Raw genomic sequence first — 15,216 nt, forward strand, 5'->3', positions numbered from 1 at the left:
TCCGCGATCGGAGCCCCACCCATCAGCAGACTCAACAACCTCCCTGGACATCACAACTAGCGAGCTGACGCGAGCCAGCCCCGTTGGCGAAGCGACTGCCTCCAAGGTAGTGGGGAGCGCGGCCGGCCATCGAGCGCGTTATCCGTGCGCAGTGCGAGACGACAACTTCAACTCAATGTGGCGCCTGCCGCATCTGACAGCACCTCGCAGGATCACAGCGCCCAGCTGGCAGCGGCAGCAGGTAGCAGTCGTAGCGTGGCGCGGTTGTTTTCAACCCCTTTGCCGAAGTTGAAGCTTGCTCCGGTGACTTGTCCTACCTCCTCGACGAGTGGATCTGATACGAACACCAGCATGCCGGTCCCGAAGATCGGGACAGTTGGCTGGAAAGCGATCTGATTCTCGCCGAGGAAGTCGAGGTCGGCGACGGCTCCAACATCCTTGGGGCGACCGTAGGTCACGAGTTGTGGAAGCACGCCGTCAACAGCAAAGTCGATCGTGTCCGCCGCGTCGGTAAACGCATTCGCGTAGGCCGCCGCTCGTCCCGTTAGCCGAGCGATGGCTTCCCTCATCTGCTCCTCACGGAACTGATGGCGTTTAAGTGCGAAATGCGGCTCGAAATCATCGACGTGCTCAGATGACACTGCCGCGCGAAGAGCCATACATTCGGTGCGAAGCTGCTGACGGTCAGGCTCGGTCAGTGCGGAGCGGGTGACGGCGAGCCGTTGCCACGCCTCTGACGCTCGAAGCGCGGAAGCCAGCTCCTGCAGTTCATGGCTCGCGTCTATTCGCTCAGCCCCAACTACGAGGGCGGGTGGGGGTGTGAGCTGAAAGCCGCGACCCATGTCTCCACGAGCCCAGACGGCTTTCCAACTGAACTCGTTCGTGGTGAATGGGGTGTTCGCGACGAGTTGAGGCACTCGGAGTAGGGGGTATCCGGGAAGCTGTGCGCGAAGCCACGCGAGTTGAAGACGGAACGCGGCCTCGATTTCGTATGCCGAGAAAAGCCACGCCTCGAAAGTGTCCGGCCTCTTTACATGCCCGAGCATCGGCTGACTTATCAAGTAGCTCAGCTCTGAGTTGAGGCGCAGTGCGTGCGCACGCATCGAACTCGCACGAAACTCGGCAAGCATCTTCGTCAACGGCTCCTTAGGGGGGACGCCATCTCGTGGCATCACTGAAACCACCCGATGCACGGTCTGCGAGCTTCGCCACTTGTTGGCGAGCTTGTCCACTGCAGTCCAGATTTCCTTCGTCATGCGAGCCATCCCGATGTGTCTGTGAGCTGTTCAACTGCCTTCTGAACGTCCGTTGCCGCAGCATGTGCAGGTCCACCGTCGAGAAAATGTGATGCGGATGTCTGGCCGAGCCTCTCGGCGGGCGGGGTCTGGAGTAGACAAGTTTCCACGGTTGTGACATAGGACATTGGCCAGTCTTCTGCTCCCCAGATCTCTTCTCTCTCGCCGATGAAGAAAGTGAGGCCAAGCGGACGTAGCCGATCTAGTAAGTGGGCGCGTTGGACATCGGGGAAGGTATCTAGGAGGACATCGAGATCACGTTGACGCTGTCGAACGAACTCCTTGACCCGGGTTTGAGCCTCCTCGGCGGAGCGCGGACGGGGGGAGATAGCAGGCGGTACTGCTCCGAGTCGAGCACGCAGTGTCAGCCGCCAGAGCCGCACGGCCCCGTATAGGGGTCCGCGTTCGTGTTCGACGACTGTCGCACCGATGGTGGTGCCGGAGGCGTCGGTCGCTCGTAGGACCCAGCGCCCGTCGAGGGTTTCCTTCACCTGGACGGTGCAACCGGTCGTCCCAAGAAGCGCGTCGAGAAGCTCTGTTACTCGATGTGCGTACCTGCCGATGCCGGGGAAGTGGTTATCTGCGCGCGCAACGCGCACGGATAAGAACGGCAGGTCCCGTGAGACGCGGTCAGAGACGTCGACGCCAAGTTCGCTGGCGAAGACCACCCACTCTGACTGAGTCGGGTGGAGAACGGAGGGCAACGGGGCGAGACCCGCAGCGACCGCGGTCCCCGCGAGGTAGTCCGCGAGAGAGTCGTGAATCGGCGCGACCACACCCATCCCCACTTCGGTAATCAGTCCGATGCGGAGGCCCGCTGCGCGCGCACTGGCACCGTCGGTTCTGGACGAGAGAGATTTTGCCGCCTCGTCGGTGCTGGCGATCCATTCGTATCGGTCCGAGTACCGACGCTGGGAGCTGAGCAGACGAGCGAAAACAACCCCCAGCAAGGGCAAGTAGGTTTGGGCGTCGACGGACGGTGCTCGCTCGGCCAGATGCAAAAGGAATCTCTCATACACGGCGCTTCGCGATAGCTCGGCGGATCCAGCTGCACCCGCTTTCAGGAAAATGGTGAGAAGCATCGGGTTTCGTGCGCCATCTCCGAGGACATGCTCCGCGCGAGCCTGGATCTGTGACAATCCGGATGCAGTCGGTCCAACAATCGACTCGATGAGTCGCTCCTGGTCGGAATGTGCGAGGGGTGTGACGCTGAACGCTTCTTGCGTGGGGGCGGGTTCCAGCACGCGGCGTAGTACCGCAGGATCACGCCCGACCAACACGACCGATGCGAAGCCCGGCCGACTGAGTAGGGGTTTCAGATCCTCCGCGAGATGTTCGAGTGTGGCATCGGGGATTTCGGAGACGCCGTCAATGACGACGACAGCGTCGGGATCAGCGAGAACCTTGCGGCCGGCGTAGGTGGGAATCGCTTTGTCCACACTGAAGCCGAGCGCATCCGCGACGAGAGCTCCAATGCGTCCGGGTATGTAGGTCTCGGCCCTGCAAACCACAACTGCACGTCCAGAGGCTGCGGCCGACGACTGAAGCATTTGTATCGCGCTGGACTTGCCGGTTCCGGTCGGCCCCGACACGGATGCTGCTTTCATATTGAGGAGGGTCTGCGCCTCGACAACAGGGTCGCTTCCAAGTGGGGTCAGAGTGAGCGGTACAAGCGCGGGCAGGGCGCTCGCAGCTGTCGCTAAGTAGGTGTCTTTCAGCGTGCCGGCCCACTGGTACTCAGCTCGTTCTCCGTGTTCACCGCCGATCAGCGTCCTGAGTTCGTCTGCCGTGAATAATCGCCTAGATGGGTCGGTGTGCGCCGCACGCTCCATGAGTACCCTGACCAGGCGGTCGACGCGCTGCACTGCTTCTTGTTCCTTGTCGCGTAGGAGCGGGTCGAGCCGTGCGGCTATACGTCGCTCGGCGGACTCAAGCAGAGCGCCTACGGAGGACGGATCGACGTGGATGCGCGCGAACATCAGACGCTCGGCGAGCGCTTCAGGTATGTCCAGTTCTGTCGCCAGTCGGCCTGTCCGGTCAGGCTCGGAGCTTGCGAGGATGTCGCTGAGTGTCTGCGCGCCGGGCCCTAGCTCTCCGTTGGTGACGAACGTGAACGTGGCATCTGGCTGGTTGAGATCGGCCCAGCGCCGAATGACATCGGCAATCGGCTTCGGTGTCCACGGCGCACCCGAGCGGCTCTTCATCTGATGCGCGCTGACGAGGCAACCATCCGCATCAAGCACTTCGATGTCCACTACATCGTCCATGCCTTCAACGCGGATCTGACGCTCGGGATACTGCTCGACGACTTCGATGGCGAGGTGGATGGCATGCGCTTGCTGGTATGCGATTCCGCGAATCGTATCGGTGCCTGCCATATGTCCTCCTGGTCACGACCGTAGTGGACACCTCTGACAATGACGGGGTAGCTGCTGGCGAAAACATCGCGAGCGCCAGGTCTCGGAGTTCAGCAAGTTGCGTCACTGTGGTCGAGCGAAGGGGGTGGCCGTGGCGCTGACGCTCGTTGAACTCGTGCGCGGGGCACTCGGGGCATGATTCCGCGAATCTAAGTAAGTGGACCAATTAGGTGACCAACAGCCTGCAAACCATGCAAAACGTGACGCGCAGAGCGCGCTCCTGAAACACAAAACCCCAGGTCAGGTGAGCTATGAGCCCTGCTCCTGCCACCTGGGGGTCAAGGGGTCGCAGGTTCAAATCCTGTCAGCCCGACCGAAAAGCCCTGGTGAGACTTCACTCCTCACCAGGGCTTCCTTCATTCGGCCCTGTCCGATCCCGCGCGGACGAGATCCTCAGCCGAGGCTGCGAACGAAGTCGCGGATGTCGCGTGCGAGAAGCTCGGGTTCCTCCAGGGCGGGGAAATGGCCTCCCTCGGCGAACTCCGTCCAATGGCCGATCATCTGCTGCGGATCCATGACGCGGCGCACGAGCGGGTGCGCGTCGAACACGACCCACCCTGCGGGCACCGGTGCGCCCATCGCGGGCGGCATTCCGGAGTGCGCCGCCTCGTAGTAGAACTGCGCGCTCGATTCACCGCTGTTGGTGAACCAGTAGAGGCTCACGTTCGCGAGCAGGTCGTCGCGGTCGACCGAGTCGCTCGGCGTGGGGCGGCGGTCGCCGCGGGTCTTGAACTTCTCCGCGATCCAGGCGAGCTGGCCGACGGGGGAGTCCGCGAGGGCGGCGCCGATGGTGTCGGGCTTGTGGTTCTGCATCTCGAGATATCCGCGTTCGGATGCGGCCGCCACGCTCAGCGGGGTCAGCTCGGACTGCTCTTCGGGCGCGAGCCCGTCGGGCATCGGGAAGATCACCCCGACCAGGCCGAGCAGGCGCTGCTCGCTCGCGAGGTGGGTGGCGATCACGCGTTCGGGATGCGCGGAGGCGAGCTGGGAGACGATGCCCGAGCCGAGGTCGCTGCCGTGAGCGACGAAGCGGTTGTAGCCGAGGCGGGTCATGATCTCGCCATACGCGTCTGCGGTGCGACCGACCTCCCAGCCCGTCGAGGACAGCGGGGTCGAGAACCCGAAGCCCGGCGGAGACGGGATGACGACGTGGAAGTCCTCGGTCAGCAATGGGATCAGGTGCCGGTACTCGATGAACGATCCGGGCCAGCCGTGGCACAGCAGCAGCGGTGTCGCATCCGGGTTCGACGACGCGACGTGCACGGCGTGGAATGTCTGCCCGCCGATCTCGGTCAGCAACTGCGGGAAGGCGTTGAGCGCGGCCTCCTGCGCCCGCCAGTCGAAGCCGTCGCGCCAGTGTTCGACGAGTTCGCGGAGATAGGACTGCGGGATGCCGCGGCTGAAGTCGGCGCGATCGTCGCGTCCCGGCGGGGTGGCCGCCCATCGTGTGTATGAGAGCCGGGCCTCGAGATCGTCGAGGGCGCTCTGCGGGATGTCGATGCGGAACGAGGTGATGGTGGTGTGTGCGTTCATACCTCAACCCTCTCGGGCAATGCGGAAGGTTTTGTTCCGCGATCGATGAAATACTTGCGAGCATGTTGGGGACGTCGGCGCGATTGCTCGAGCTGCTGACGCTGCTCCAGCAGCGCCGCGACTGGACGAGCGGGGCCCTCTCCGAACGCCTGGGCGTGAGCACCCGCACGGTGCGTGCCGACATCGGCAAACTGCGCTCCCTCGGATACCCGGTGGACGCCCGCCCGGGAGCCGCGGGCGGGTATCGGCTGAGCGCCGGGGCGACGATGCCTCCGCTGCTGTTCGACGACGACGAGGCCGTCGCCGTCGCGGTGAGTCTCAGCGCTGCCGCGGGCGGACGCCTCGGCGTCGAGGAGACCTCGATCGCGGTGCTCGCGAAGCTCGAGGAGGTGATGCCGTCCCACCTCCGGCATCGTGTCGAAGCGGTGCGCCGGGCCGCCGCCGTGGTGCCCGGCGCCGGCCCGGCGCTCGACCTCACCGTGGTCAGCCGCGTCGCCGCAGCGATCCACGGGCACGAGCGGCTGCGGTTCGGCTACGTCAAACCGAAGGGCGCGGAGGAATCGCGCCACGTGGAACCGCAGCGCCTGGTCGGGTGGGGCTCGCTCTGGTACCTCCTGGCGTGGGATCTCGACCGCGACGACTGGCGCGTGTTCCGCGTGGACCGGATGCGTCCCCGCCTGCCGACGGGCAAGCGGTTCCGCCCCCGTGCGATCCCCGAGCACGACGAGGTCGACTTCGTCGTCGATCGCGTGCTCCACGCGGGATGGGTGCACCGCGCCCGGATCCTCGTGCACGCCCCCGCAGAGATCGTCGCTGCCAAGCTCGTCGTCCCGGTCAGGATCGAAGCCGTCGATGCGGCCTCATGCTGCGTCGAGCTCGGATCCGCCGACCCCGACCACCTCGCCCTGTGGGTGACGCAGATCGGCGTCGACTTCGAGGTGATCGAGGGACGCAGCCTCGTCGCCGCGCTCGAGCGACTCGGCGCCCGGCTGCAGCGCGCGGTCGCGCCTCGGTGACCCTGGAGCGACGATCTGCAGATGGAGCCGACGGCCCGCACGGCACCGCTCACCAGCACCCGGGCGCTGGCTGCGCGGTCGGACTAGCTGTGATGTCCAGGGACGTTGTTGCGTGAATCGCGTGTGAGTTGCTGACGGGTGAGCTGACGGCCTGGTGATCCGTCGATCGCGAACTCGTTTGGCGTGAGCGTGCCGGCTTGCTGTCCGTGAGCATCCGTTCGCCGTCTACCAGGCGGCGGACGGATCGCGGGCCGTCGTCGTCGCGAACTATGACGACGAACCTGTCGAGCTCACGGTGACGATCCCGGGCGCGGGCGCGTTGGTCACCCGGTCCGCCGACCAGGAACGCTGGCTGCCGTTCGGCGGCACCCTTCCCCTCGGACCCAGAAGCGTCGCCGTTGTGGCTCCGCAGCGCTGATCGGTCCGGAAGGCGTCGTGCTGACCACAAGCCGGAGTCGACGCAGGGCGATGTCATCGACGTGCGGTCGCGAGGGGCGCGCGACGTCAGCGCTCGGGACTGTCCCCGACCGCCGACGCCGACATGGGCAGATACACGATGAAGACGGTGTGTCCAGGGCTGCTCGTCACGCGAATGCGGCCGTGGTGCGCTTCGACGATGGCGCGTACGATCGCGAGGCCGAGACCGCTGCCGCCGCTGGCGCGGGTCCGCGATGCATCGACGCGCGTGAACCGTTCGAAGATGTCGCCGATCGCTTCCGCGGAGATGCCGGGGCCGTTGTCGGCGACGGTCAGCTCCACCCCATCGTGAGCCGGGGTCACGAGGACTCGCACGGTCGTGCCAGGTGGAGTATGGGTTCGCGCATTCGCCAGCAGGTTCGCGACGATCTGGTGCAGTCGTTGCGGATCGGCGATGATGTCGATCTCCTCTTCGGGCAGATCCAGGTCCCAGATGTGGTCGGGACCGGCGATCCGTGCATCGGCGACCGCGTCTCCGACGAGGCGCGAGAAGCCCACGGTCACGGTGCGCAGCTCGGTGCCCTCGTCGAGTCTCGCGAGAAGCAGCAGATCCTCCACGAGGGTCGTCATCCTCGCTGTTTCCGCGCTGATCCGGTCGAGCGGACGTCTGGCGTCGGCGGGCAGGTCGATGATGCCTTGAGCGGCGAGGTCGGCGTATCCCTTGACGACGGCGAGCGGCGTGCGGAGCTCATGGCTGGCGTCGGCGACGAACTGCCGCAGGCGCTGCTCACTCGCCTCACGGGCGGTCAGAGCGGATTCGACGCTTCCGAGGAGGTCGTTCAGCGCCAGGCCCACGCGGCCGACCTCGGTCCGGGGAGAGGTGTCCTCGTCAGGGACGCGTTCGGGCACAGCAACCATCTGGTCCATCGGCCGACGCGACACCCTGGTGGCGATGGTGGCGATCCGATCCAGGGGCCGGATCGCGACCCTCACGATGAGCAGCCCGAATCCCGCGGCCAGTCCCAGCCCGAGCAGGCCGACGATGGTCGTGGTGAGGATCAGGCTCACCGTCGTCGCCTCGACGTCGTCCAGGGAGAGCCCGTTGATGACCGAGACCCGACCGCCGTCGACTTCGGTGCGTACGGCGCGGTAGCGGCCGAGGTCGCCGCCGAGATCGACGGTCTGCGGCTCCGCGGACGCCGTCAACCCGAGAAGAGCCCTCATCTGCGCATCGGTCAGCTGCCGTGCCTGCCCGTCGTCGCCCACATATCCGGATGTGAGCGGCTCGCCATCCACGACAAGGATGACCAACGCTCCGGAACCCTGCCCAGGCAGGAACTCCGTGGCGGGTGGTCGCTCGTTCTGCGATGGCCGGGGCATCGCAGCGGGGTCGGGAATCCGTTCGGAGATCCTCCGCGTGCGCGCGGCCGAGTCCAGCAACTGCTGGTCGAGCCGGCCCACGAGCTGGCCGTGCGACGCGGTGACCGTGATGACACCGCTGGTGACGGCGATCGCCGCGACGAGCAGTGTGACCCCGAACAGCAGCCTGCGACGCAGCGACCAGGGCTCGCGCCTGCTCATCCGTCACCATCCGGCTGAGGATCGGAGGAGGGCCTGAGCATGTACCCCACTCCGCGCACGGTGTGGATCATCGGGGGACCGAGCGAGTCGATCTTCTTGCGCAGGTACGAGATGTAGAGATCGACGACGCTCGGCTTCCCCGTGTAGTCGGCGTCCCAGACGCGCTCGAGGATGTCGAGCTTGTTGTGCACCCTGCGGGCGTTCTGCATGAGGAACCGCAGCAGCTCGAACTCGGTGGGAGACAGGTCGATGGGAGTTCCGTCTCGTGACACGTCGTAGGTCTCCTCGTCCAGAACCAGATCTCCGACCCTCACCTGCGGTCCGGTGTCCTCGTCGACCATGCGGGCGGTGCGCCGGATCAGCGACCGCAGTCGTGCAACGACTTCGCGCAGGTCGAACGGCTTGGTGACGTAGTCGTCACCCCCTGAATTCAGGCCATGAAGCCGATCGGCGAGGGCGTCCTTCGCCGTGAGGAACAGCACAGGCATGTCGTCGCCGTTCTCCCGCAACCGACGAAGCACGGCGTTGCCGTCGAAGTCGGGCAGCATCACGTCGAGGACGACCGCGTCCGGCCTCATCTCTCGGGCGGCGCGGATGGCCTCGGCGCCGCTCATCGCCGTGCGCACCACCCAGCCCTCGTGCCGAAGCGCGAGGGCCAGGACGTCGCAGAGCCCGGGCTCGTCGTCGACGACCAGCACCCGTACGGGGGAACCGTCGAGGTGCGAGAGCCGCCGTCTGCTGCGAGGAGTGCTGCCCATCGGCTCATTCTGCCCTTCGTTCCGGTTCATTCGCCCTCACCTCATCCGGAGGGCGGTCGGATGCCCTCCGGGAGATCTCCCGGCGAGAATCCGTTGGGGAAGCCCTGCCGGTTCTGCCCGTTGCCACCGAGACCGCTGAGGTTTCCGGATGAGTCGGAATCATCGACGAGCGAGCGGCTGAGGTCTGCGAGCACGACCACGTCTCCTGCCGAAAGCCCGTCGGTGATCTCGACGCGCTCCGTACCGATCGCGCCGGTCTTCACCTGAGCGCTCCTGGTCTGGCCGTCGCGCAGCACGGTGACCGTCTGCGAACTCCCCGAGCGGGAGAGAGCCGACAGCGGGACGGTCAGCACGTCCTTCGCCGTCTGCAGGGTGACGACGACCTGTGCGGTCGCACCGATGCGGATGTCGTCGTCAGTCTTGTCCAGCGCGATCGTCACCGTGTACGACGGGGTCGAGGTGTCGGACACGTTGAGGATGCCGATGGACGAGACCGTCGCGGTGTAGTCGTCGTCGAACGCCGGAAGCCGTACCGCGGCCGTCTGCCCGGCTTCGACACCGGCGATGCGGGACAACGGGACGGTGGTCTCGACGACATAGCCGTCGGCCGCCTGTACGGTGATCACGGCATCCGTCGAGCCGGCCGACACCGAATCACCGTCAGCCAGGCCGACGGACACCACGGTGCCGTCGATCGGACTGGTCAACGTCGCGAAGCCACGGTCGCGGTGGGCGACGGCCAGCGCTGCCTCGGCGGCGTCGATGGCAGCGCGGTCGGCGAGGATCGTCTCGGCGGTCACCGTCGTGGATCCGCCGGACTGCTGACCGGGATCGAGAGCGGCCGTCGTCCGCGTGGTCGACGCGGACGACGTCGTGTGCACCGCAGCCTCGAAGGTCGGCGCGGATGAGCGCCCGTACGAGGACGTCGAGGCATCCTGCTCACCTGCGTCGCCACTCTGCGGCGTCGGTGCGTTCGTCCCTGCTGAACTGCCCAACGCCTGCTGCAGCGAGGTGACGGCGGAGTCGAGCTCCGCTGCGAGGTCGCTGAGGCTGCTCTGCGCGGCAGAGGTCGTCTGCTGTGCGCCGTCTGCATCGGCGAGCGCCTGCTGGCACTGCGCGAGAAGCGCCTGCACCTCGTCGAGGTTGGTCCCCGAGGTGCCCTCGGCCTCCGCGCCGGTCTCGCCCTCGGCGGGCTCGTCCGGCACGACCTCGCCGGCCTCGATCGTCGCGTTCTTGAACGGCTCGCAGGCGGTCTGTGCCGAGGTCAGTGCCTGTGTCGAGGCATCCTGAGCCTGGGTCGCGACCTCGTACTGGGCGAGGAGCGCCTTCTGCGCCGCGGTCACCGCGGCGATCGCGGCGGTGACCGCCGGATCTGTCGAGGTGCCGTCACCGCTGCCGTCCGGCGGCGGCGTGGTCGGCCCTCCGCCGGACGGGGGCGCTGTGCTCTGACCGCCGGGGGTCGCCGCGCCCCGGCCCCCCTGGGGCGTTGCGGACGTATCCCGCGACGAGGAGACTCCGGAGCTCTGGGCTTCGAGATCCTCTTCGAGCTGCTGCTGAGCCCGTGCGAGCGTATCCGTCGCATCGGCGACAGCGGAGTCGAGGCCGGCAGGGTCGAGCGTGGCGAGCGTCTGACCCGCCGCGACCGAATCTCCGAGCGCGACCAGCACGTCGGCCACGGTCCCGTCGGTCTGGAATGCGACATCCCTGCTCGTCGCAGCCGAGATCTGCCCGGAGAGGGCGAGCGTCTCCGAGATGTCGGCGTTCTCCGCGACGGCGGTGCGATATCTGCCATCGCTGGTCCGGGTCGACGCGTAGATCGCGCCGCCCGCGAGCACGAGCACGACCGTCGCTGCCGTGGAACCCGCGATGATGCGGCGTCTGGGCGTACCCGCCACGGCGCGAATGGCGCGAGCGAGCGCCGACCTCCTGGGCGTCCGAACGTCCTTCGCCTCACTCACGGTCGCCTCCCCGATCGGCAGGAGGTGCGCCGAGGGCGCCACGGAACCCGCCCATCCCCGTGCACTCGCCGTCGTCGCCGGGCCGCGACAGCGTCAGCGTCGTGGCATCGTAGCCGCCGGCGTCGTCGGCCTCGCCTTGCGCGGTGACGCACAGACCGACCGCGATCTCGGCGGTCGTGGAGTCTGTTGTCGCGCTGACCGCGGTGTCGCCGTTCACGACGATCGTCGTGCTCTCGGTCTTCCCCTCGGCATCCTTCGCATCGACGGTCACCGAGCCGGATGCCACAGCCGTGACGGCGCCCGCCGTGAAGCCGCCGAAGCTCCCTCCGGGGCCACCCTCCGGCATGTCCGTGGGCGCACCGTCCGGGAGATCACCTCGATCGGGTCGATCGGTCGGCATGCCGCCTCCGGAGGCGCCCCCGGGGAACCCGCCTCCGCCGCCGGGGAAGCCTCCGGGGCACTCTCCGTCCACAGCTTCGGTGACGGTGATGGTCGTGGCGGCCTCGTCCGGGCCGCCGATCGCCACGACGCAGTCGCCGACCTTCAGCGCGGAGACGTCGACGGTCACGGTGCGGCGCACCGTGGTGTCGCCGGTGTAGCGCACAGTGGTCTGTGAGTCCCGCCCCTGCACCTGCAGCTGCCCCTCCTGAGCCGCAGCGATCAGGCCGAATGCGCCACGGGGTGTCGGCGCCTTCTGCGAGGTGTCCGCCTGAGGGGTCTTCTCCGTGGCGGCAGGTTCTGCGGACTGGGTGCTGGAGCAGCCGGCGAGCAGCAGCGCGGCGGCGACCGCACCGGCGAGCAGCGGTGCGGTACGACTGCGACCGGCTCGAGCAGAAGTGTCGGTGTTCATGGGTTGGCCTCCAAAGGGGTCATTCGCTGCGTAGAGCGTCGATGGGTGCGAGGCGTGCTGCTCGGGTGGCCGGGTAGACGCCGAAGACGAGGCCGATCGCGACGGCGATGCCGAGTGCGAGGAAGACGATCGGGACCGAGACGACCAGGGAGCTGCCGATCAGGCCGGGGAGGATCCAGGTCGCGACCAGACCGAAGACGACGCCGAGCAGGCCGCCGGCGAGTCCGAGGATCGCGGCCTCGCTGAGGAACTGCCGCCTGATCGCGACCGGTGGCGCGCCGAGCGCCTTCCGAAGCCCGATCTCACGGGTGCGCTCGGCGACCGACACCAGCATGATGTTCATGACCCCGATGCCGCCGACCAGCAGCGAGAGCGCGGCGACGCCGGTGAGCAGCACCGTGAGCGTCTGGTACACGGCGGTTGCGGTCGAGACCAGCGCGGTCTGACTCTCGACTGTGAAGTCCGCGTTGTCGGCATCCGTGATGGCATGCAGGTTCAGCAGGACGGACTGCACCTCCTGGTAGGCCCCGGCCAGCACGGCATCCGATGCCGCCTTCACATAGATGGTCGACACGCTGCGGGAGTTCGTGCCGCCCATCACGGTGTTCGCCGCCGTCGAGATCGGGATCACGGCGACGTCGTCGAGACTGCTCTCCGAACTGGAACCGGCCTCCGCAAGGACACCGATGATCTGGAAGGCCGTGCCGTCGATCGTGACGCTCTGGCCGACGACGCCGGTGCGGCCGAAGAGCTCCTGAGCGGTCTGCGAGCCGAGCACGACGACGCGTCGGTTGGCGTCGTCATCGTCCTGAGTGAAGAACTCACCGGATGTCAGCTCGCGAGAGCGTACCTCCTGCCACGAGACCGTCGTCGCGGTGACGGACGTGGTCCAATTGGTCGCGTTCGCCTCCAGGGCGAGCGACGAGGTCTTCTCGGGTGCCACCGCCCGCACGTCCGGTGCCGAGACGTCGGAACCCAGCGCCTCCGCATCGGCGAGGGTGAGCGTGTTGCTGGTCCCGAACCCTCCGCGGAACCCCGAGGAGTCGGTGCTGGAACCGGGGGAGACGATCAGCAGATCGCTGCCCAGGGCGTTGATCTGTTCGCTGACGTCTTTCTGGGTGCCCAGGCCGAGTCCGACGGTCACGATGACCGCCGAGATGCCGATCAGAATCCCGAGGATCGTCAGAAGAGAGCGCAGGGTGTGCGTGCGAATCGCGTGCCATGCCGTGGAGACGGTCTCCGACCAGTTCATGCCGTCACCGCCTCGTCCGCGTGAATCCGTCCATCGCGGACCGACACGATGCGACGAGCGCGGCTGGCCACATCGTGCTCGTGCGTGATCAGCACGATCGTGCGACCTGCCTCGTGCAACTCGTCGAACAGCGTCAGCACGTCCTCGGTCGACGCCGAGTCCAAGTTGCCCGTCGGCTCATCGGCGAGGATCATCGTGGGATCGCCTGCCAGAGCACGAGCGACCGCGACCCGCTGCTGCTGGCCGCCGGACAGCTCGCCGGGCCGGTTGTGCAGACGGTCAGAGAGACCCACTCTGCCCAGCGCGATCTCTGCGCGCTCGCGGCGTTCGGTCCTGTCGACCTTGCCGTAGATCATCGGCAGTTCCACGTTCCGCCAGGCCGACAGCGAGGGCAGGAGGTGGAACTGCTGGAACACGAATCCGATTCGACGGTTCCGGACCTCGGCGAGCTCGACCTCGCTGAGCTTCTCGACATCCTCACCGCCCAGCCGATAGCTGCCGGAGGTCAGCACATCGAGGCAGCCGAGGACGTGCATCAGAGTGGACTTTCCCGAGCCGGAGGGGCCCATGATCGCCACGTACTCGCCCTCGGTCACCGTCAGATCGACGCCGCGGAGGGCCTCGAACTCGATCTCACCGCTGCGATACGTCTTGCGACCCTCACGAAGATCTATGACCGGGGTATCCGAGCCCGCCTCAGCTGCCACCGTCGCGTGCTTCTCCTCGGCCCTCACGGAGTGCCACCCTGACCGCCCCGGCCCCCACCGGGGAAGCCGCCGGACGGGGGCTGGAACCCATCCGGGAGGCCGCCGCCGGGGAAACCTCCCTGGCCGCCACGGCCGCCACCGGGGAACTGGCCCGTGTTGCCCTCGCCGGGAGTGAATTCGGCGACGAGCACCTCATCGCCTTCCTTGATGCCGGAGATGATCTCCGTGAGACCGCCGGCCGTCTCGCCGACCTCGACGGTGGTCTTCTTGTGAGCGCCGTCTTTCGCGACGACTGTGACGGTGCTCTTCCCGTCGCTCGTGGTGACGGCCGCCGATGGAACGGTCAGCACGTCGGTGCGTCGTCGGTACACGATATCCGCGTCGACGTCCATGCCGTCGAAGAGCCCCTTGCCGTCGCCGGTGATGGCGATCTTCACGGGGTATTTCGCCGCACCCGACGAGGTGGACGGGACTCGGCCCACTTCGGTGACGGTGCCGAAGAGCTTCTGGCTGTCCGACGTGGTCAGCTCGACCTGAAGCCCCGTCTTCACGTTCGCGATGTCCGTCTCGCCGACGTTCACCTCGACCACCCACGAATCGGTGCTGACCAGAGTGAAGGCAGCCGCACTCGTAGAGGAGGATCCGGACGACGACGAGCTGGACGCCCCCGGCGCTCCTTGCGTGCCGCCGGATGCGGCTGCGGAGCCGGCGGGAGAGGAACCACCGGACGAGCCTGTGATCTTGTCGCCCGTGCTGACGTTGACGCGGACGATCAGGCCGGCCGCGGGAGCACGGAGCGTTGCCTCTCCGAGGTCTGATTCGGCTTCCGCTACGGCAGCGGCGGCCGCATCGACGGCGGCGGAGGCGGCCGCCGCGCGAGCCTCGGCCGCAGCGCTGCCGTCGTTGGTGTCGTTCGCGTTGGACAGGGTGTCCTTCGCCTCGGCGAGTGTGGCCTTGGCTGCCAGGAGAGCGGCGTTCAGGTCCAGGGTGTCGACGGTGGCCAACACGGCGCCTTTCTCGACGACGTCTCCCTCGGAGACGGCCACATCGGTCACGGTGCCGGAAACGGCGAAATTCACATCATCGTTGATCGCCGGGCTGACCGTGCCGCTGGAGGTGACGGTCTGCTGCAGCGTCTCCACGCTTGCGGCTTGGGTGCGGGTGATGGTCTCGGCCTCGTTCTTCGACGGCAGGAGGACGGCGGACAGCCACACCCCTGCGCCAGCTAGCACGATGACGGCTGCGCCGGTGATGATCCAGGCGCGCCGGGGCAACCGGGGCACCAGTTCTCGCACATCCATGTCGACGTCTCTCCTTCTCGTCCGTCCGGGGGGACGGAAGAAGCTAATGGCGGTGAGATTTGTGCGCTTGATGACATCCCTGGGAGAACTCAATGAGCGGTGTTACCGACAACGGCCCCGAGGGCATCGCT

General features: G+C 67.0%; 11 protein-coding genes. 1 reads left to right on the forward strand and 10 read right to left on the reverse strand.

Annotation, left to right across the window (positions count from 1 at the left end; all coding sequences use genetic code 11):
- Positions 1-212 precede the first annotated feature (212 nt).
- The 3 genes from ABWO84_RS08055 to ABWO84_RS08065 form a co-directional block, all read right to left on the reverse strand.
- A complete protein-coding gene (locus tag ABWO84_RS08055) occupies positions 213-1,256 on the reverse strand; it encodes a hypothetical protein (protein ID WP_353114001.1) in 1,044 nt (347 codons plus the stop codon).
- Positions 1,253-3,673: an NACHT domain-containing protein gene (locus ABWO84_RS08060; RefSeq protein WP_353114002.1), complete on the reverse strand. Its 2,421-nt coding sequence runs from the start codon at positions 3,671-3,673 to the stop codon at positions 1,253-1,255. Before ABWO84_RS08060 ends, ABWO84_RS08055 begins: the two co-directional genes overlap by 4 nt.
- Positions 3,674-4,105: 432 nt before the next feature.
- On the reverse strand, positions 4,106-5,245 hold the full coding sequence (locus ABWO84_RS08065; protein WP_353114003.1) for an alpha/beta fold hydrolase: 1,140 nt from the start codon (positions 5,243-5,245) through the stop codon (positions 4,106-4,108).
- 62 nt (positions 5,246-5,307) lie between these two features.
- On the opposite strand from ABWO84_RS08065, the gene ABWO84_RS08070 reads away from it, so the two are divergent.
- Positions 5,308-6,261 (forward strand): helix-turn-helix transcriptional regulator, encoded by a 954-nt coding sequence (locus tag ABWO84_RS08070; RefSeq protein ID WP_353114004.1) that lies wholly within the window; start codon positions 5,308-5,310, stop codon positions 6,259-6,261.
- Positions 6,262-6,765: 504 nt separating this feature from the next.
- On the opposite strand, the gene ABWO84_RS08080 is transcribed toward ABWO84_RS08070, so the two are convergent.
- Genes ABWO84_RS08080 through ABWO84_RS08110 form a run of 7 tightly spaced genes read right to left on the reverse strand, consistent with a single transcriptional unit; the run spans position 6,766 to position 14,998 of the window.
- A complete protein-coding gene (locus ABWO84_RS08080) occupies positions 6,766-8,259 on the reverse strand; it encodes a sensor histidine kinase (RefSeq protein ID WP_353114005.1) in 1,494 nt (497 codons plus the stop codon).
- On the reverse strand, positions 8,256-9,017 hold the full coding sequence (locus ABWO84_RS08085) for a response regulator transcription factor (protein ID WP_353114006.1): 762 nt from the start codon (positions 9,015-9,017) through the stop codon (positions 8,256-8,258). Before ABWO84_RS08085 ends, ABWO84_RS08080 begins: the two co-directional genes overlap by 4 nt.
- 41 nt (positions 9,018-9,058) lie before the next feature.
- On the reverse strand, positions 9,059-10,912 hold the full coding sequence (locus ABWO84_RS08090) for a permuted SH3 domain-containing protein (protein ID WP_353114007.1): 1,854 nt from the start codon (positions 10,910-10,912) through the stop codon (positions 9,059-9,061).
- Between the two features lie 55 nt (positions 10,913-10,967).
- Positions 10,968-11,825, reverse strand: a complete 858-nt coding sequence (locus ABWO84_RS08095; RefSeq protein WP_353114008.1) for a hypothetical protein — start codon at positions 11,823-11,825, stop codon at positions 10,968-10,970.
- 19 nt (positions 11,826-11,844) lie between these two features.
- Entirely contained in the window at positions 11,845-13,077 is a 1,233-nt protein-coding gene (locus tag ABWO84_RS08100; RefSeq protein WP_353114009.1) for an ABC transporter permease, read from the reverse strand.
- Positions 13,074-13,811 carry an ABC transporter ATP-binding protein gene (locus ABWO84_RS08105; RefSeq protein WP_353114010.1) on the reverse strand — a complete coding sequence of 246 codons (738 nt, stop codon included), beginning with the start codon at positions 13,809-13,811 and terminating at the stop codon, positions 13,074-13,076. Before ABWO84_RS08105 ends, ABWO84_RS08100 begins: the two co-directional genes overlap by 4 nt.
- Entirely contained in the window at positions 13,808-14,998 is a 1,191-nt protein-coding gene (locus ABWO84_RS08110; RefSeq protein WP_353114011.1) for an efflux RND transporter periplasmic adaptor subunit, read from the reverse strand. The genes ABWO84_RS08105 and ABWO84_RS08110 overlap by 4 nt, the downstream gene beginning before the upstream one ends.
- Between the last annotated feature and the right edge of the window lie 218 nt (positions 14,999-15,216).

The organism is Microbacterium sp., assembly GCF_040394595.1.
GTDB lineage: Bacteria > Actinomycetota > Actinomycetes > Actinomycetales > Microbacteriaceae > Microbacterium.